Consider the following 18,433-nt stretch of genomic DNA (forward strand, 5'->3'; position numbering starts at 1 on the left):
ATCCGTAAGTTTCTCAAGTGAAATATAATTCGTCCACTGCTTCGAGATAATCAATCGCAGGGAACGCACCTGTCTTGATTTTTATACCATGTTGTTCGATTTGGTCGAGCGGAATTGATTTACGACCCGTTTCCAATTGCTCCCACCAAGGGAACACGTGCTCGACTGAAAGCACATATTGCACATTATACATACTGAATCGAATGATGACAAAACAAATTCCTCCATGTGCTACGCATTGCCGCATGTGTTCAATTTGATGGGGGTGGAAGTTCTTGAGTGGAAAAGAGGTCTTATGATTCGTTTCCTTCGCTTCAAAATCAATATATTTCCCTCGATAGACGCCATTATAATCGGTCGTCGACGGTTGTTTGAAATAGGCTTCTTTCACGACAGCCGCAGAACGTTTCGGGTAATCGACCTGAACGATTTGAAGGGGGGTTGGCTTCTTGTGAATAATTGCCCGATTATGCGTCAAGTAAAACGTATTGCTTTCATTAATCAATTTTTCAAGCTTCATCCCCCGATTAGAAAATGTCGATGCATTCGCCCGTGGGTTTTTCATCGTCGTTCCATGAGGTTCGAGAGGCTTTTGAAATTTTTTACCGTTCGGATAATTCAAAACGATTCCCCTCCTATCGCGTTTATTGTACCATGATATGTGATTGTATCGTATCGGCCGAGAGGAGTAGTTAAAAACAAATGACAATTGAACCGTTACTTCAAGAAATCGAAAAAATTTATCAAGCAGGACGCGCCGGAACAGAATATGACTTCAACGAAGATGTCATTCCGTTCGTCGAACAAGCAGACGTGCTCATCGCTGACTGGCAACGCAACGCGCAGAACAGCCCTTATTTACGCCCGGCGATGGTCGAGAGTGCCGTCGATCAACTGAAACAACTATCAGTCCAGGCGTTCCAACCAAAAACAAGTTTAAAACGTTTCAATGAAACGATTAAGTCTGTTCGCTATATCGATCAACTGATGCAGTGATTTCTCTCACTTCAGGTTTTACTTTTTTTAGCAGGAAATCTTGGTATACTTGTCGTACACAGTATAGTGTGGGAGACAGTTACAACTGGTCCTGTAGAACCGCGCGAGGAGGAATCTGATTGGCAACACCTAAATCGAATTCGCGCCATGAATCAAAAATGATTCCTAGAGCGTCGAACAACACTGCGAAAAAATACGTCATGTTCGTCGATGAGACGGGGACACCTAAAGGGAACACGCAATTTAATTTGACAGGTGTCTTGATGGAATACAAATATGCCATCGATTCGGACGAAACAGGTGAACCGAGCCCTTTACGGAAACGCTTGATGGAATTTAAGTCGAGTGTGTTTGAAGATCCACACATTCCACTCCATTTAAAAGAAATTTTAAAGGCGGAGCATCCTTACGGCAAAGAAGACGGGATCACGATTGATATGTTACGTCATTTTTGGGTCGCATTACCTGACTTCCTAATCGATATCGACTGTACGATCGTCAGTGTCGAAGTCGATAAACAGAAGCTGCAAGAATTTTATTCGACACCCAAAGATCCTTACGTCGTCGCCTTTGCCCACTTGATGAAATCTTTTTACGCTTTTTTAGAGGAAACGGAAGCGACGAGTGCTCGTGTCGTCCTCGAAAGTCGGGATGATTATCAAAACTTGTTAATTCAAAAAGCGTTCTTCGATATCTTTAACTCAGGGACGGTCCACCTCGACGTCGAAAAAAGCCGTCAAAAAATCAAAGGCTTCATCTTTGCTGAAAAGGATAGCGACCTCTACCAATCCGGTCTTGAGATTGCTGACCTCGTTTGTCTTCCCCTTTCACGCGTACGTCGTGGCGTGATTGAGGTAAAACCACGGTTTGTCCATTACGGGGACGAAAACCGAATCTTTAAAGCAATCAAAGAAAAAATTTATATTCGTCGCGATAGTCCCGATCAAGATTTCCGGAACTGGGGGTTCAAAAAAGTTCCGATCACGAAAAAGCGTCGGGAATGGTCCGATACGCCTTGGAATGGTTAAACATACGCGCGTATGAGGGACAAGAGACATTTTATTTCACACAAATAAAGGATAGCACGCTTCCGGGGTTTCTTCCGGAAACGCGCTATCCTTTTTTGCTTTTAAGCATCATTACAGGTTCGTCGTTAATCGACAGGAATCGTTGTCCCTTTCGTCCGTTTTTTCCCTTCCCGGCACATGTCGAGTAACGGGCATGCAAGGCAATTCGGACGTTGCGCCTTGCAGTGATACCGTCCGAAAAAAATGAATTGATGATGCAGTTTCGACCAGCGTTCCCGCTTGAATCGTTTCATCAACGTCGCTTCGACTTGTGTGACATTATCTTTCCAGCGACAGATACCGAGGCGTTTTGAGACCCGTTCGACATGCGTATCGACGGCGAACGCCGGGACATCGAATGCAACCGACAACACGACGTTCGCTGTTTTCCGTCCGACACCGGGTAAGGCTTCGAGTCCGGCACGGTCCGTCGGTACTTCCCCGTCATGCAACGTGACGAGGCGTTCCGCGAGAGCTTTGATGTTTTTCGCCTTATTGCGATAGAGACCAAGCCGCTTGATTTTCTCTTCGATGGCAGTGATGGGTGCCGCCGCTAAGTCGTTTGGCGTCGGATATGCTGCGAACAATCCCGGCGTGACTTGATTGACGAGTACGTCCGTCGCTTGCGCACTCAAGGCGACAGCAACGACGAGTTCAAACGGGTTTTGATGAATCAGTTCACAAAAGGCGTCCGGGAACATCTCTTCAAGTGTTCGTTCAATCCGGTCGATTTCAGCTACTCGTAACATGATTCACCCTCCCCGTGTCGCAAGATCTTCGAGTGTTTTGATGCCCTCGCGTTCCCACGTCCGCAAAATTTGATTGATATAGGTCATCTTCCGGACGTTATGGTAGACGGCTTCGCGAAGCGCGGCAAGGACTAGCTCTTCCGCAATGTTTTCAATCGTCAGCCACTGAATGATTTGTTCCATTTGAAACGGCGACATCATTCCGAGTTCCCGTTCGAATTGTTGGAAGACCGATGGATTGATCGTATCGAAGTTCGGCGCCTCTTGTTCCGGTGGTGCCATCAATTTTTCATAGAGGGGAACTAACGAATAGCGTTCCGATCCGGCGACATTTTCCATCGCCAGCAACCCCTTCTGTAACAAACCGAGCGTCGTCTCAATCGTTTCCGTCTCGGACAGCCCGAGACGATTGCTCAATTCTTCCGGTGAAGGCATCTCCATCCCTTCCGCACGGCAAGCGAACAATTGACCGATTAACGTGAACTCGACGAAGCTGATTCCAAGCCGCTTCGCTTCCGTGAACAATCGTTTCGGAAGCACGACGGTCCCTTCTTCGAAAAGTTGGATTAAATTATGATTCATGACACTTCCTCGATTCTTTGAGTCTAAGCAAGAAATCGACCCGTCTAAGCGATGGGTCGATTTCAGTCTAAATTACGGATACAACCGGTTGAGTAGACGCGGGAATGGAATCGTCTCCCGAACGTGCTCAACGCCCGTGATCCAAGCGACAGTTCGTTCAAGTCCTAAACCAAAGCCACTGTGCGGTACTGAACCATACTTGCGTGTTTCAAGATACCATTTATAGGCGCCTGTCTCATCCAAGTTATGTTCTTTCATATCAGCAAGCAGTTTGTCGTAATCTTCTTCACGTTGCGAACCACCGACGATTTCGCCGTATCCTTCCGGTGCAATCAAGTCGTCACACAGAACGAATCCCGGGTTTTCCGGATCTTCTTTCATGTAGAACGGTTTGATGGCTTTCGGCCAGTGCGTGATGAAGACAGGGCGGGCAAAACTATTTGCGATTGCTGTTTCATGTGGTGCACCAAAATCATCTCCGAATTCGATGTCATCGAATCCTTGCTCTTTCAACATATCGATTGCTTCCGTATAGCGGACGCGTGGGAATGGTGCTTGAATCGTTTCAAGAACCGTCAAGTCACGCCCGAGCAACTCGAGTTCCGCTTTACAGTTCTTCAAGGCGGACTGCACGAGGTGCGAGACATAGTTTTCTTGGACTTCGAGGTTCATCTCGTGGTCATAGAACGCCATCTCCGGCTCCATCATCCAAAACTCAATCAAGTGACGACGTGTTTTTGATTTTTCAGCACGGAATGTCGGACCGAATGAGAAGACTTTGCCGAGCGCCATCGCTGCCGCTTCCATGTAGAGTTGACCCGATTGTGACAAGTACGCATCTTCATCGAAGTATTTCGTTTGGAACAATTCAGTTGTTCCTTCCGGTGCACTACCCGTCAAGATTGGCGGGTCGACTTTGATGAACCCTTCTTGGTTAAAGAACTCGTATGTCGCACGGATCAATTCATTTCGAACGACCATGACGGCATGTTGGCGTTTTGACCGCAACCAAAGGTGACGGTTGTCCATCAAGAAATCTGTTCCGTGTGCTTTCGGTGTAATCGGGTAATCGATTGCTTCATGGATGATTTCAATTGACGTGATCTCCATCTCATGACCAAGTGCTGTCCGCTCACCATCTGATTTGATGACTCCCGTCACCCAAAGTGATGATTCTTGCGTCAAGCCTTTCGCTGTTTTGAATAAGTCTTCTCCGACTGTTTCTTTGACGACGACACCTTGCATGAAACCGGAACCGTCACGTAACTGAAGGAAGGCGATTTTACCGCTTGAACGTTTGTTCGCTAACCAACAGCCAATCGTGATTTCCTCTCCTACATGTTTTGCTACATCTCGAATCATTGCTTTCAAAAGTCAACATCCTCTCTAAGTTAAACGGCTGTACGAGCCGCGATAAATCCTTCAATCCGGTCGAGCGCTTCTAGGACACGTTTCGGGTCTGTTGCGTACGATAGACGTACATATTCCGGCGCACCAAATCCTGAACCTGGAATCAAGGCTACTTTTGCTTCTGACAAGACGGCTGTACACCAGTCATCGACGTTCGCATAACCACACATCTTCGCTGCCTCTAAGGCATGTGGGAACAAGTAGAAGGCACCTTCCGGCTTCAAGCACGTCAAACCAGGAATTTGAATCAAGCGTTCGTAAATTTGTTCGAGTCGTTCTTCGAACACGACACGCATCGCTTCGACCGGGGCATCCCCTTCTTCGTAGGCCGCGACAGAAGCAGCTTGCGCGATTGACGTCGGGTTCGACGTCGAATGGCTCGCAAGGTTTGTCATTGCGCCGATGATTGCTTTCGGTCCAATCGCATAACCAATCCGCCAGCCCGTCATCGCATGCGATTTCGAGACACCATTGATGATGATTGTCCGTTCCCGCATTCCTGGAAGTGTCGCAATCGATAAGTGCGTCACACCGTTATACAGTAATTTCTCATAAATTTCATCGCTGATGACGAGAATGTCATGTTGAATCGCCATCTCTGCTACCATCTCTAACTCTTCTTTCGTGTAGACCATACCTGTCGGGTTCGACGGTGAGTTCAAGACGATTGCTTTCGTTTTCGGTGTGATGTGTTGCTCGAGCAACTCACGTGTCACCTTAAAACGTGACGCTTCCGTCGTCTCTAAAACGACAGGTACGCCGTCACTCAACTTGATTTGCTCAGGGTAGCTGACCCAGTACGGAGCAGGAACGATGACTTCATCTTCCGGGTCGAGAATCGCTTGGAAGAGTGTCGATAAAGCATGTTTCGCACCAGACGCGACCATGACTTCCGAGCGATCATACGATACCCATAAATCGCGACGTGTCTTCTCGATAATCGCGTCTTTCAACGCAACCGTTCCGCCTGAAGGCGTATACTTTGTATCGCCTGCTTCTGCTGCCGCAAACGCCGCTTGAATGATGAACTCCGGCGTGTTGAAATCCGGTTCACCAGCCCCAAGACCGATGATATCTTGACCGGATGCCCGCAGTTCCTTCGCTTTCGCCGTGATGGCAAGCGTTGTAGAAGGCGTCAATTGTTGTACGCGTTTTGATAACATGTCGCACACTCCTTTTAGTTAATCCGTAGTCGTTTGATGAAAGATCCCTCTTGATACGTATAGTACGAATATTCATAGCCCGTCTCGGTTTCCGCGACGATCTCAATTAAGGCGCGATCTTCGAAACCATATTTCGTGGAAACGATTTTTCCTTGATCTCCACTTTGACGAATGACTTCATCCACCTTAATGCCGTCTTTAACCGGGCGTGTCTCAATCTTACCTTTTGACGGGACGAAAGCGCGTAACGCCTCTCCCTCTTTTTTAATCGAGAAGACGGTATACTGGTCTTTTCCGTTAAAGACATTTTCGAATGTCACGGCGTCCGGGGCCATTTCTTGTGTTAAGCGTTTTTCTGCCCGCTTGACGACTTCTTGTTCTCGTCCCTTTGCTTCACCAACCGTTAACTGGTAGATTCCTGTACCGATTAGCGTAAGCAAAAGAACGACCGAAATCAAACCGATGGCGATTTTCCACTTCATGTGCGGTAGATGGTGAAGACCATCTGCTCCTTGTCTTTCTCATCTAGCGCTAAACCAAACATTAAGTCCTCCGTTTTTAACGTGCGATTCAATAAGTCTACGATTTTGTACGTATCGTCATGGCGATTGACCTTGACCGTTGCGAGTGTCTCGATTTTCGAATCCATCTTATATCCTCCCTCATTTTTCTTAACCTATTATAATGCGATAATGGTTATTTTAATAGACTCAATCCGTATCATTCAAGAACAATTCGAGTTCTGCCGTCAATTCTTGAAGTGGTTTTGATAAAACAGGTACATTTGGCAAACTTGAAACAAAACGTTTTCCGTAACGCGTCGTCTCGATTCGACGGTCAAACACGAACACGACACCACGGTCATTCGTCGTTCGAATCAAACGACCGAACCCTTGTTTAAAACGAATAATCGCTTGCGGTAAGCTGTATTCGAAAAACGAAGATTTACCTTGTTGTTCGATTTGTTCCGATCGTGCCTGAACGATGGGTTGGTCAGGCGGTGCGAATGGTAGACGAACGATGACAAGACAACTTAAGTCGTCACCCGGAACATCGATCCCTTCCCAAAAACTCGCAGTCCCAAAAAGAATGCAGGCATCGAGTTGCTTAAACTGTTTCATCAAGCGCTGCCGGGATCCTTGCGTGATGCCTTGCGACAGCAACGTAAAACGTGCCGGAAGTGCCTGCTTCGTCGCATCATGCGTTTGTCGCAACATGTCATTGGATGTGAACAAAACGAGCATCCGCCCTTCCGTCACTTCAGCGATTTCGATGATTGCTTCCGCAATCGTTTCGGCATATTTCGCAGGTGGGACGTCCTGCAGTAACGGCAAGTCCGTCGGAACCATCAGCCGGACTTTTTCCGCGTACCCGAATGGTGACGGGACAATGAACCGCCGTGTCTCGAGTTCGCTTAAACCAAGCCGCTTTTCAATGAATTGAAACTTATTCGAGACCGTCAACGTGGCGGATGTCAAAATGCTCGTCCGTTTCGAGAAAACATCCCGGTATAAGCGTTCTGAAATATCGATTGGTTGCGTATAAATCCGTGTCAACTTCCGATTTTTTGCAGTCGTCTCAATCCAGGATACTGTTTCATCATGAGGCGCGAGCATCGTCTCAAAAATCGCATTCTCGACATCCTCGATTTGACCGATCACGGATTTGAGATCCGCGACGACGGACCGTTCCCGGTAACTCATGTGTTCGCGTTGATCGTGGAATAATTTATGAATCGCCCGAATCGCTTGTCGTAATCGACGTAAGACCAATTCGACCCGTTTCGCACTTTCCTGAACGGCCCGCATCGAATGATCGAGTCGTTTGAAGCGGACCGTGACACGCCCTTCCCGTCGCTCTTTCCGGGAAGAGAGATCAAGTCCATAGGCTTGGATGATCATCAACAGGTTATCTGCCTCTTCGATTAGCTCCGTCATCGTCTCATCGATCACTTCACTATGCGCTTCGACCATCTCCGTCAAATCAAACTGATCGGAGAGGCTGACGAGACGCGTCAACGATTTTTTATCCGCGGAGAATCCGAGTTGTCTAAAAATCCGGTCGAATGAATGCCCGTCGAAGACGAGTCCGAAATGGTGGCTCGCGACTTCCTCGATTTGATGGGCCTCATCTAAAATCAACGGACAGCCTTTCGGTAAGACACCCGCCTCATACTGAATATCACTAAACAATAAGGCGTGGTTCGTGACGATGATCGTCGCGTCCTTCGCTCTACGGACGGCATGTTGGAAAAAGTCACGGCTAAACCATGGATCGAATCGCCCGAGTTGCGACTGGCTATCCGACTGGATCAACTGTTTGATGGCGATGTTCCCTTGTGCTGCTCCACCAGGAAGACTGACTTCTTCCAAGTCTCCCGTCGTCGTTTCAGTCAACCAAACGAGCAATGTTGCTTTCGCTAACGTAAAATTATACGGTTCTTCTGTTTCATTCAGGAAAAACTCGAATTTACGTAAATCAATATAATTGTTCCGCCCTTTGAGCAATGTAATGTCGACTGGGGCATCGAACAGTTGACGCAACAGCGGTAAATCACGGGCGAACAGTTGCTCTTGCAGTTGAATCGTATGTGTACTGACGATAATCGGCGTCTCGTGTTCAATCGCATAATGTGTCGCCGGAACAAGATAGCCAAGAGATTTTCCGGTACCCGTCCCAGCTTCGACGAGCAATGGTACTTCTTGATCAAGTGATTGATAGACATGGCGCATCATCTCAAGTTGACCGGTTCGTTGTTCATAGCCGTTGAATAGCTTTGGAAAGATTTCTTGATTCAAGTGATCAACGAACGGTCCGAATGGCTGGAGTTCCGACCGGTTCGGCATCAGTTCCGGATCAAGACGTTTTTTCAGCACAATCTTTCGGAACGAATCGAACCGATCGTCTGTCTCGATGCCGACGGCTTGAATCGCAAAATCAATCTCTTCTTCCATCGCGCTGAATAATTTTGGGGCTAAGCGACGCAACTGTTTTAATGTATCGAGCGGTAGCTCGCGAAGTCGACTTAACAGTTCGAGTAATAATTCTGCCGTCGCTTCTGCATCGCTGCCCGCCCGGTGAGCTTCTTGATGCGTCAACTGTAAACTTTCCGTCAAGTGCGATAAGGAGTGACTCTCTGCCGTCGGTAATAGAATCCGTGCCAGTTCGACCGTATCGATGACGGGACCGGTATACGGTAAGTAACCTTCTTCTTCAAGCGCTTCATTTAAAAATGTTAAATCGAATTGGACATTGTGCGCGACAAACACTCCGCCATCTAACATCGAGAGGACGCGCGGTGCAATGACATCAAATGTGTCTGCGTCCCTTACATCTAAATCGGATATTCCTGTCAATTGCGAGATGAACGGCGGAATCGGCTTTTTCGGTCGAACGAAAGCCGACAGACGTTCCGTCACTTGCCCTTGTTCGACGACCGCTACGCCGATTTCAATCATCTCATCTCCAGCTTTAATCGAATGACCTGTCGTCTCTAGGTCGATCACCACATACTTCTTCTCCACGACTTATCTCCACCTTTAACCATCCATCTGTTACGTATCGAACTTCTCATGTTTCATCTTAACAAAAATAGAGACCCGAATGTGTTCCGGGTCTCTGAATTTCATAAGATCGTATGCGCGATTTCTTGAGAAAGCATCTGTTTGATGTTATTTGTTTCATCGAGAACAGCCACCTTTGGCTCGTGGACGAGGATTTCTTCATTCGTCAATTGTGCATATGCCATGATGATGACTTCGTCTCCAACTTGGAAATGGCGAGCGGCCGCACCATTCAAACAAATGACACCAGAGCCACGTTCACCCTTGATCGCATACGTTTCGATCCGGGCACCATTTTGATTGTTCGTCACTTGAACTTTTTCATTTTCAAAGATTCCGACTGCATCAAGCAAATCTTCATCAATCGTGATGGAACCGACGTAATGGAGGTTCGCCTCCGTCACTCGAGCTTTGTGTAGTTTAGCGTGCATGAATGTCCGTAACATAAATCATGCTCCTCTCGTATAAAGTAAATTATCAATCAAGCGTGCTGATTCAAACTGAACCGCGACGGCTAATAAAATCGTTTTCGTTTCTGCTGTAACCGGTCCGAGCGTCGGATAGTCGACCGCTTCGACATAATCAAGCGCTGTTCCCTCAAGATGCAAAGCATCTTTCGTCCGTTCGACGACTTCCTCGACGGCTGTGCCTGCTTCAAGTAACGCGTTTGCTTGCTGTAGAGCTTGTTGCAAACGCGGTGCTTGACTGCGTTCTTGCTCAGACAGATAGACATTTCGTGAGGACTTTGCGAGACCGTCCGCTTCCCGGATAATCGGACACCGTTTAATCTCGACCGGAACGAAATAATCTGCGACATACCCTTCAATCAAAGCTAACTGCTGAGCATCTTTCAGTCCGAAATACGCACGGGTCGGACGCACGATGTTCAACAGTTTACTGACGACCGTCAAGACACCATCGAAATGTCCTGGTCGTGACGCACCACAAAGGACATCGTCGCCTGTTCTGACCATCACGCGTGCCATATCGAGCGGATACATTGTCTCATTCGTCGGATAAAATACATAATCGACCCCTGCTGCACGCGCCAACTGTTGGTCGCGTTGTTCGTCACGTGGATACCGTTCTAAATCTTCATTCGGTCCGAATTGTGTCGGGTTGACGAAGATGCTTAACACAACGATTTCATTTTCGCGGCGTGCTTGTTCAAGCAATGATCCGTGTCCTTCATGTAAAAACCCCATCGTTGGGACAAACCCAATTGAGTCATAGGCTGCTAATTCTTGCCGTAGTTCGTCGATGTCTTGAATGACTTTCATTCTTTACCGCCTCCATAAAGCGAATCGATCAATTCTTCATCCATCGTGAACGTATGTTCAATAGATGGGAATACACCTTGTTTTACTTCTTCGACGTAGCTAGCAATCGCTGCTGTCCCTGACGTATTCCAGTCCGTATACGCTTTAACAAACTTCGGTAGACGTCCAACACCATATGTCAGGATGTCATGGTAGACGAGGACTTGTCCATCGACATCAACGCCGGCACCAATTCCGATGACAGGAATCTGAAGTAATTCGCTGACTCGTTTCGCAAGTTGGTGCGGGACACATTCTAGGACGAGCATCTTCGCACCGGCTTGTTCCGCTGCTAAACTGTCTGCAATCAACTGTTCAGCTGCTGCAAGCGATTTTCCTTGTACTTTAAAACCTTCGAGTACGCCAACGGATTGGGGTGTCAATCCAAGATGTGCGACACAAGGCATCCCTGCGTCCGTCAAGCGACGAATCGTCGTCAAGATGTCGCCTGCACCTTCAAGTTTCAAGGCATCAGCCTGACTTTCTTGAAAAATACGTGCCGCAGCATCAAGCGTCCGGTCGAACGAACCGTGGTAACTTGCGAACGGCATGTCAACGACCATGAACGTCTTCGGTGCCCCACGCCGAACAGCTCGTGCGTGATGAATCATGTCCTCAACCGTCACGGCAATCGTCGAATCATATCCTAAAATTACGTTTCCAAGCGAATCACCGACGAGTAAGAGATCGACGGCTCCTGCTTCTGCTAATTTCGCTGACGGATAATCATACGCCGTCAACATAACAAGTTTTTCTCCTGTTGCTTGCTTTTTTAATAAAGGTGTCATTGTGTGCATGTGTGTTCTCTCCTTCGTTAGTGTAGAGAGGACAAAAGGAAACGCCTTCCTTCCTAAAAATACCCATAGGAAAGAAGGCGTGAATAAGTGCAACATCGTCCTTCTGTCCCTGTCCGAAATAGGATCAAGGCAGGTCGTACTAGCGATAAAAAAAGTTTTCTACCGGTATGACTCCTAACGGCTATCATCCTTCGCCTTATTATACATGATTCAAATTGGCAACTGCAAACGTCGGGATTTTAGTTTTCTGCCCAGTAGACGAGTTCCGCCGAATGGAATGCTTCCATTCCTTGGTCCGTTTCGACCATCAGCGTTCCATCGGCACGAATTCCGCGCAAATAACCAGACAAGGTTTGTTGACGCGAGCGTAGTGTAACGGGTTGATTGAGCTTATCCGCAAGATGTTCCCACGCTTCGACAAAAGAGCCGAATCCATCGACCAACCACCGTTCGTACATCTGCTCAAACTGATTTAAGAAGGATGCAACGATTTCTGCCCGCCGAAACGTTCGATTGGTCGCGAGTTTAAGGGACGTCGCCCGATCAGCGATTGCCGTACTGAAGACGTCATGGTGGACATTGATTCCAATTCCAATGATGACCGAGCTGATCCGGTTTGCTTCCGTCTGCATTTCCGTCAAAATCCCTGCGACCTTTCGACCATCAATCAATAAATCATTCGGCCATTTGATTGTCACTGGCACGTCGAACTCACGTAAAGATGTCGCTAGGGCAATGCCGGACACGAGTGTTAATTGTCCAGCTTGATCGAGCGGGACGTCTGGTCTTACTATCAAACTCATTGCAATTCCATTCCCTTTCGTCTCGTGCCAGACACGACCGAGCTGTCCGCGCCCACTCGTCTGGTAGTCACAGACGACGAGTTTCCCTTCTTTGACCTGCTGTTGTGCTAAATCATGCGCAATCCGTTGCGTCGTCTCCGTCTCCTCGACATGAAAAATATCGCGTCCGAGAAATTTCGTCTGTAAGTACTGTTCGATTGCAAGTGCTGTTAAATGATCACCACGATCGACGAGGTGGTACCCGGTTTTTTTATTCGATTCAATCGCGTACCCTGCTTCTTTTAAGGACGCAATTTGTTTCCAAATAGCGGTACGTGAAATATTTAACTGGTCAGCTAAATCTTGACCTGAAATCCAATCCGTCTGCATCAATCGTTGCAAGATTAAGTCTCGTGTTGATTTTTCCATTTGCTCACTTCCTCTAACAGAATCGAACGTTGATTTTCAAGCCGTCCGCTTACGACATGCTGTTCCAAATAGTGGAGTGCTTCTTTAATTTCTTGTTTTTTCAGCCCGGCAGCAATCATGTCGCGTCCGCCGACTCGTAAATCTTTTAATGAACGGATCGCTAAAGTTGTCCGGTCTGCGTGACTCCGACCTGTCATTTGGTTTAAGGCGAGCAATTCCTCGTCCGTCAATGTATACCGTTGCCAGTCCGTTAGTTGCTCCAGTCGAACAAGCGCTACGAGTCGTTTTGCCCGTTGCTCCTGTTTTTTCGAACGTTTAAAGACACGTAACCGTTCTTGCGGAAAGCCGGCGTCGAGCAGCAGCGTCCACACATTTTCTGTTGAGACACCCTGTAATGGTGATTGTGCTAATCGTCCCATCACTTCTGAAGTGACGTGCGGAAGATAGGTCGCGAGTCCCGTGCGTAACATTGCTTGCAACGCTGCAGCACGCCCCGGTCCAAGGAGTAGTTTTTCGAACTCAATCGCGACACGTTCGATCGCGACGTGTTGAATCGTCTCCGCTTGCTTCGCGATGGCCCGCTCCGTCAAATCGTCTAACGAAAACTCGAGCTGACTCATGAAGCGAAAGGCACGAATCATCCGTAAGGCATCTTCTTCGAAGCGCTCTTCTGGCCGACCGACCGTCCGAATGATTTTGTTCGCAAGGTCGGATTGTCCGCCAAAGAGATCGACGAGCCCAGTTGGTTTTAACGCCATCGCGTTGATCGTAAAATCACGTCGTGTCAAATCTTCTTCCAGCGAGACGCCAAGCGTCACGTGATCTGGTCTACGGCGGTCGCTATAGGTTGACTCGGAACGAAATGTCGTCACTTCGAACGGTACGTGTTCTAAGACGATTGTCACCGTCCCGTGCTCGAGTCCGGTCGGGATGACGACCGGAAACAACGGGATGACCTCGTCCGGCAAGAGTGACGTCGCTAAATCATAATCGCCAGGCACGCGTCCGAGTAACGTGTCGCGGACAGCTCCACCGACGACATACGCTTCGCCACCTGCACGTTCGATTGTTTCAATGATCGTATTCGCCAACTCAGACATTTTCATATCGTGCACACACCCGTTCATAGACCTGTTCATACTTCCGGACGATTTCATTTGAATCGAACCGTTGCCGTGTATCGCGGATTCCGGCACCCGCCATCTGTTCGCGTAACTCGGGCGTATCGGCTAACTGGCCGATTCGTTCCGCCGCTGCCTTGACGTCATACGTCGGAACGATGAATCCGGTTTGTCCGTCTTGGATCACTTCTGGTAAGCCACCGGCATTCGAGACGACACTTGGGACTCCGACCGCCATCGCTTCAAGGACGACGAGTCCGAACGCCTCTTTTTCCGACAACAATAAATGAATGTCACTGATTGCGAGCAACTGGGCGACATGTTCTTGTTTTCCGGCAAAGATGATTTTTTCATAGACCCCGAGTTCTTTTGCCCGGCGGCGCGTCTGCCCCATCTCCGGACCATCTCCGACGAGTAATAACCGCATGTCACGATTATTTGCAGCAATTGCAAACGCGACTAACGTATCATCGATGCGTTTGACCGGACGGAAGTTCGAAATATGTATGACGACGACTTCTCCCGGCTCAATCCCATAATGTCGCTTAAGGCGTTCGTCGCGCATCGGATAATACACACTCTCATCAATCGAGTTCGCAATGACGTCAATATCGTACTCGGCATGCAACGTCATGTTCGTCTCAAGAGCTAGACTTTCCGAGACGGCCGTCACAGCATCCGAACTTTCGATTCCGTAACGGATGGCTGGCTGCATCTCTAAGTCTTGACCGATGACCGTGATGTCCGTTCCATGTAAAGTCGTCACGACAGCGACGCCTTTCTTCTTCGCCATATTGCGTCCGAGCTCTGCACAGACGGCATGCGGGACGGCGTAGTGGGCATGGATGATATCGAGATCGAACACATCGATGACTTCTGCGACTTTCGAAGCCAATGTAATATCATAAGGCGGATATTTAAATACTGAATATTGGTTGACTTCTACGAGGTGAACCGTGATATTCGGACGATATTCCGTCAGGCGAAACGGCATGCTTGATGTAATGAAATGGACATCATGCCCACGATCCGCAAGTTTCATCCCGAGTTCCGTCGCGACGACACCACTTCCACCTACGGACGGGTAACAAAGGATTCCAATCGACTTTTTCATATAAGATCACTCTCTCTTTAATTAGGTTAAGCTTGTCTTCTCGATTCAATTGTAAACAAAACGCCTCTTAAAAACTACATCGACCACTTTTCAAGGAGATTTCCGTAGAAAAGCTAGTCTTTTTCAACGTCTACCGTTACCCTAGAGAAAGAGTCTTGTTAGAGAGGAGCAACCTGATATGGCACCCCCATTTCAATTTCCGATTCGCTTCCGAAATATTTTTTGGATTTTAATCGGATCATTTATTTTTGCGTTCGGCATTTATCATTTTAATGTTCAAAATGAGTTAGCTGAGGGTGGATTCACGGGAATCACCCTTATTTTAAAGGGTTTGTTCGGTTTATCCCCGTCGATTACGAACCTCGTCCTAAACGTCCCGTTATTTTTCGTCAGCTATAAAATGCTTGGGCGGACGACGTTCATCTATACCTTGATCGGCACGTTCAGCTTTTCTCTTTGGTACGGCTTAATCGCCAAATATTCACCGCTTGAAATCATGTTGAAAGACGATATGGTGCTTGCTTCGTTGTTCGCCGGTGTCTTCATCGGTGTCGGCCTCGGCATCATCTTCAACAACGGCGGGACGACGGGCGGGGTCGATATCATCGCCCGACTGACGAAGCGGTATTTCGGATGGTCGATCGGTCGGACGTTCATGATCTTTGATTTTTTCGTCATCGTCGCTTCATTGACATACCTCGACTACAAACAGGCGATGTATACGTTACTTGCCGTCTACGTCGGGGCCCGTGTCATCGACTGGATGCAGGAAGGAACGTATGCTGGTAAAGCCGCGATGATCATCAGTGATCACCGGACGGAGATCGCCGACGGGATTCACGCGACGATGAACCGCGGAACGACGCGGTTACTCGCGAAAGGTGGATTCTCAGGTCGCGACCTCGAAGTCTTGTATGTCGTCGTCGCCCGCAATGAAATCACCCGGTTGAAGACGCTCGTCAAAACAGTTGACCAACATGCTTTCATCACACTCCATGATGTGTATGAAGTAACCGGCGAAGGATTTACGTTCGATGAAAATCGTGTTCCGATCAAGGAAACGTAAAAACAAAAAAAAAACACCCGTATGATTCGATTCTGAAGAAGAAGATCGAACCAGCCGGGTGTTTATTTTTTATTAATTTGTACGCGTTACTCTTGAATTACTCGTCAGACGGTGCAAAGACCATCAAAGCGAGGCGGAGGAATTCCGCGACAGCGACGAGTGTCGCAGCGACGTAAGTCCAGGCGGCGGCGTTCAAGACACGGCGTGAGCCACGCTCTTCTTCCGCATCGATGATCCCGTGTTCCGTTAACTGAGCCATCGCCCGTTTCGACGCATCGAACTCAACCGGCAACGTCACGAGCTGGAAGACGACGGCACCGAGCATCAAGATGACACCAAGCATCGCAAGACCAGTCATCCCAGCGAAGAAACCAACGAGTAATAACGGGAATGACAGATTCGACGTAATTGACGCAACAGGTGCAATCCGGTGACGGACACGCATCATGTTATAGTCCGTCGCATCTTGGATGACGTGCCCGATTTCGTGCGCTGCAATCGAGACAGCAGAAACTGTTGAACCATGATACACATCTTCCGAAAGACGAACGACTTTATTCGTCGGATCGTAATGATCGGACATCGTTCCGCCGATTGGTTCGAGACGGACATCCGTAATCCCATTCTGTTTCATGATGAAGTCAGCGACTTGAGCGCCTGTCACCCCACTATGAATCGGAACTTCTTGGTATTTTTTATACGTTTTTCGGACTCGCATTTGTGCCCAAATGGGAACAATGATGATGATGGCGAGGTAAATCAGATAGTTAGCCATGTAACATCTGTCCTTTCTTAAAAGATTATATCCTTATTTTACGTTCAAGCGACCTTATTGTCAATCGAATCGCGTGCGACAAAGAAATATCCCATCAAAATACATAATCCCGTCAACCAGAACGAACCATAGCCAATCCACTGGATATGCTCCGCGAGCGCCGGATAGCGTGGCCACTGACCGAGCACGTAGTCGACGACATCGTTATGGATGACCCAAATCGAGACAAGGACAAGTTCCTTGACGCGAAACGTCATGAATGGAACATAAAGCAGTGCCTGGAATGCCATCGCGCCGTGCGAGACCATCAACATCAGTGCCATCGCCGTCAAATAACTGTTACTTGTCCCGAGTTCTTGAAGCATCAAGGCATTCATGACGACGGCCCAGACACCGTATTTAATCAACGTGACGAACGCGAGCGCTTCAAACAGTCGGGAACGACGATTGAAGATCCATAAAAACACGATGATCGTAAAAAATAGCGACGCCGTCGGACTGTCCGGGATGAACGGATAATAGTACCATTTCGCCGTCTCGAGTTGCGGTTGATACCAATAATATCCGTATAACGTTCCCGCTAGATTGATTAATCCGAGCGGCCAAAGGAGGGCTTTATGTTTTAAAATCTGCAAAAACGGCACATTCATTCACCTCATGATAGACAAAAGCCGGAGGAATCATTCCCCCGGCTCTTCTCTTATTTATTGTTCTCTCCGCCTTCACCGTAAGAAGCGATGAATTTAGCGAGTTCTTTACGATCTGCATCTGAACCTTTGTACTGTCCAGCAGGCATCGCACCGACACCTTTATCTGCGATTTCATAAATTTCATCTTCTGTCTTTTGTGTCCCGACGAGGGCAGGAGCGGCTGCTCCACCTTCGAGGTTCTTACCATGACAGTTGACACATGACTGGTTCGAGTAAATTTCATACCCTTTCGCCGCTGTATCGATTTCTGGACCTTCGTTCATCGTCAACTCACCTTGTTTATGGATCGTATCCCAGTGCGTTGTTTGAACAGATTCCCAAGTCAAGAAAATGATTGAGACGATTCCGAGTAACATCATGCTGACTGCGACTGGACGTTTTGCCGGGCGACGTTCAATCCCTTGGTCGAGCCACGGTGCTACGAGTAACGCCGTAAAAGCAAGACCTGGAAGAATGACAGTCCCCATCAAAATATACGGACCGGCAGCAAATTGGTATTTCAAGAGCTGATAGAGGAATAGGAAGTACCAGTCCGGAAGCGGAATGTACGACGTATTCGTCGGGTCAGCGATGTTTTGTAATGGTGCTGCTTCAACGATTGTCAGCGTCATGAAGCCGATCAAGAAGACCGCTCCTACCATCCATTCGCGAAGTAAGAAGTTTGGCCAGAACGCTTCCGTCCGACCTGGATACTCAGAATAGTCTTTCGACTTATTCGGCATCCGGTTGTTGATCGACACCCGTGAATCGGTGACGAATTTCATTCCTTTACCACGATGCATCGTGTTCT

The 18,433-nt window shown here is 48.0% G+C and carries 20 protein-coding genes; 3 read left to right on the forward strand and 17 right to left on the reverse strand.

Going from position 1 to position 18,433, the window contains the following annotated elements:
- Positions 1 to 13: 13 nt before the first annotated feature.
- The gene (gene recU / locus P403_RS0101565) at positions 14 to 628 is read right to left on the reverse strand and encodes a Holliday junction resolvase RecU (protein ID WP_029330591.1); all 615 of its coding nucleotides are present in this window, start codon (positions 626 to 628) and stop codon (positions 14 to 16) included.
- 74 nt (positions 629 to 702) lie between these two features.
- Between recU and P403_RS0101570 the strand changes: the two genes are divergently transcribed.
- The gene (locus P403_RS0101570; protein ID WP_029330594.1) at positions 703 to 996 is read left to right on the forward strand and encodes a DUF1798 family protein; all 294 of its coding nucleotides are present in this window, start codon (positions 703 to 705) and stop codon (positions 994 to 996) included.
- A 119-nt stretch (positions 997 to 1,115) separates the two neighbouring features.
- The gene (locus tag P403_RS0101575; RefSeq protein ID WP_029330596.1) at positions 1,116 to 2,024 is read left to right on the forward strand and encodes a DUF3800 domain-containing protein; all 909 of its coding nucleotides are present in this window, start codon (positions 1,116 to 1,118) and stop codon (positions 2,022 to 2,024) included.
- A 125-nt stretch (positions 2,025 to 2,149) separates the two neighbouring features.
- Here the strand turns inward: P403_RS0101575 and nth are convergent, their stop codons facing one another.
- The 13 genes from nth to bshA all read right to left on the reverse strand — a co-directional run bounded on the left by nth (position 2,150) and on the right by bshA (position 15,092).
- Positions 2,150 to 2,812: an endonuclease III gene (gene nth, locus P403_RS0101580; RefSeq protein WP_029330598.1), complete on the reverse strand. Its 663-nt coding sequence runs from the start codon at positions 2,810 to 2,812 to the stop codon at positions 2,150 to 2,152.
- A 3-nt stretch (positions 2,813 to 2,815) separates the two neighbouring features.
- Positions 2,816 to 3,394: a DnaD domain-containing protein gene (locus P403_RS0101585; RefSeq protein ID WP_029330601.1), complete on the reverse strand. Its 579-nt coding sequence runs from the start codon at positions 3,392 to 3,394 to the stop codon at positions 2,816 to 2,818.
- 72 nt (positions 3,395 to 3,466) lie between these two features.
- Positions 3,467 to 4,756, reverse strand: coding sequence for an asparagine--tRNA ligase (gene asnS / locus P403_RS0101590; protein WP_152638933.1), 1,290 nt, complete (start codon positions 4,754 to 4,756; stop codon positions 3,467 to 3,469).
- A 29-nt stretch (positions 4,757 to 4,785) separates the two neighbouring features.
- On the reverse strand, positions 4,786 to 5,967 hold the full coding sequence (locus P403_RS0101595) for a pyridoxal phosphate-dependent aminotransferase (RefSeq protein ID WP_029330605.1): 1,182 nt from the start codon (positions 5,965 to 5,967) through the stop codon (positions 4,786 to 4,788).
- Between the two features lie 14 nt (positions 5,968 to 5,981).
- Positions 5,982 to 6,449, reverse strand: coding sequence for a hypothetical protein (locus P403_RS0101600; RefSeq protein WP_029330607.1), 468 nt, complete (start codon positions 6,447 to 6,449; stop codon positions 5,982 to 5,984).
- Positions 6,446 to 6,616, reverse strand: a complete 171-nt coding sequence (locus tag P403_RS16365; RefSeq protein WP_012370646.1) for a YpmA family protein — start codon at positions 6,614 to 6,616, stop codon at positions 6,446 to 6,448. Before P403_RS16365 ends, P403_RS0101600 begins: the two co-directional genes overlap by 4 nt.
- Positions 6,617 to 6,677: 61 nt before the next feature.
- A complete protein-coding gene (dinG, locus tag P403_RS0101610) occupies positions 6,678 to 9,491 on the reverse strand; it encodes an ATP-dependent DNA helicase DinG (RefSeq protein ID WP_029330609.1) in 2,814 nt (937 codons plus the stop codon).
- 101 nt (positions 9,492 to 9,592) lie between these two features.
- Positions 9,593 to 9,976 carry an aspartate 1-decarboxylase gene (gene panD, locus P403_RS0101615; protein ID WP_029330611.1) on the reverse strand — a complete coding sequence of 128 codons (384 nt, stop codon included), beginning with the start codon at positions 9,974 to 9,976 and terminating at the stop codon, positions 9,593 to 9,595.
- Between the two features lie 3 nt (positions 9,977 to 9,979).
- Positions 9,980 to 10,810, reverse strand: a complete 831-nt coding sequence (gene panC / locus P403_RS0101620) for a pantoate--beta-alanine ligase (RefSeq protein WP_029330613.1) — start codon at positions 10,808 to 10,810, stop codon at positions 9,980 to 9,982.
- Positions 10,807 to 11,646 carry a 3-methyl-2-oxobutanoate hydroxymethyltransferase gene (panB, locus tag P403_RS0101625; protein WP_029330615.1) on the reverse strand — a complete coding sequence of 280 codons (840 nt, stop codon included), beginning with the start codon at positions 11,644 to 11,646 and terminating at the stop codon, positions 10,807 to 10,809. The genes panC and panB overlap by 4 nt, the downstream gene beginning before the upstream one ends.
- Before the next feature lie 239 nt (positions 11,647 to 11,885).
- Positions 11,886 to 12,857, reverse strand: a complete 972-nt coding sequence (locus P403_RS0101630) for a biotin--[acetyl-CoA-carboxylase] ligase (RefSeq protein ID WP_029330617.1) — start codon at positions 12,855 to 12,857, stop codon at positions 11,886 to 11,888.
- Entirely contained in the window at positions 12,833 to 13,963 is a 1,131-nt protein-coding gene (locus P403_RS0101635) for a CCA tRNA nucleotidyltransferase (protein ID WP_034800788.1), read from the reverse strand. The genes P403_RS0101630 and P403_RS0101635 overlap by 25 nt, the downstream gene beginning before the upstream one ends.
- On the reverse strand, positions 13,950 to 15,092 hold the full coding sequence (bshA, locus tag P403_RS0101640) for an N-acetyl-alpha-D-glucosaminyl L-malate synthase BshA (protein ID WP_029330621.1): 1,143 nt from the start codon (positions 15,090 to 15,092) through the stop codon (positions 13,950 to 13,952). Before bshA ends, P403_RS0101635 begins: the two co-directional genes overlap by 14 nt.
- A 178-nt stretch (positions 15,093 to 15,270) precedes the next feature.
- Here bshA and P403_RS0101645 point away from each other — a divergent pair, with 178 nt between their 5' ends.
- On the forward strand, positions 15,271 to 16,158 hold the full coding sequence (locus P403_RS0101645; RefSeq protein WP_029330623.1) for a YitT family protein: 888 nt from the start codon (positions 15,271 to 15,273) through the stop codon (positions 16,156 to 16,158).
- A 97-nt stretch (positions 16,159 to 16,255) separates the two neighbouring features.
- On the opposite strand, the gene P403_RS0101650 is transcribed toward P403_RS0101645, so the two are convergent.
- The 3 genes from P403_RS0101650 to P403_RS0101660 are packed head-to-tail and all read right to left on the reverse strand — an operon-like array spanning position 16,256 to position 18,425.
- Complete coding sequence (locus P403_RS0101650) at positions 16,256 to 16,933, reverse strand: zinc metallopeptidase (protein ID WP_029330624.1); 678 nt, start codon at positions 16,931 to 16,933, stop codon at positions 16,256 to 16,258.
- A gap of 44 nt (positions 16,934 to 16,977) precedes the next feature.
- Positions 16,978 to 17,583 (reverse strand): DUF1405 domain-containing protein, encoded by a 606-nt coding sequence (locus P403_RS0101655; protein WP_034800792.1) that lies wholly within the window; start codon positions 17,581 to 17,583, stop codon positions 16,978 to 16,980.
- A 50-nt stretch (positions 17,584 to 17,633) separates the two neighbouring features.
- Positions 17,634 to 18,425 (reverse strand): menaquinol-cytochrome c reductase cytochrome b/c subunit, encoded by a 792-nt coding sequence (locus P403_RS0101660; RefSeq protein ID WP_029330628.1) that lies wholly within the window; start codon positions 18,423 to 18,425, stop codon positions 17,634 to 17,636.
- Between the last annotated feature and the right edge of the window lie 8 nt (positions 18,426 to 18,433).

The organism is Exiguobacterium oxidotolerans JCM 12280 (genome assembly GCF_000702625.1).
GTDB lineage: Bacteria > Bacillota > Bacilli > Exiguobacteriales > Exiguobacteriaceae > Exiguobacterium_A > Exiguobacterium_A oxidotolerans.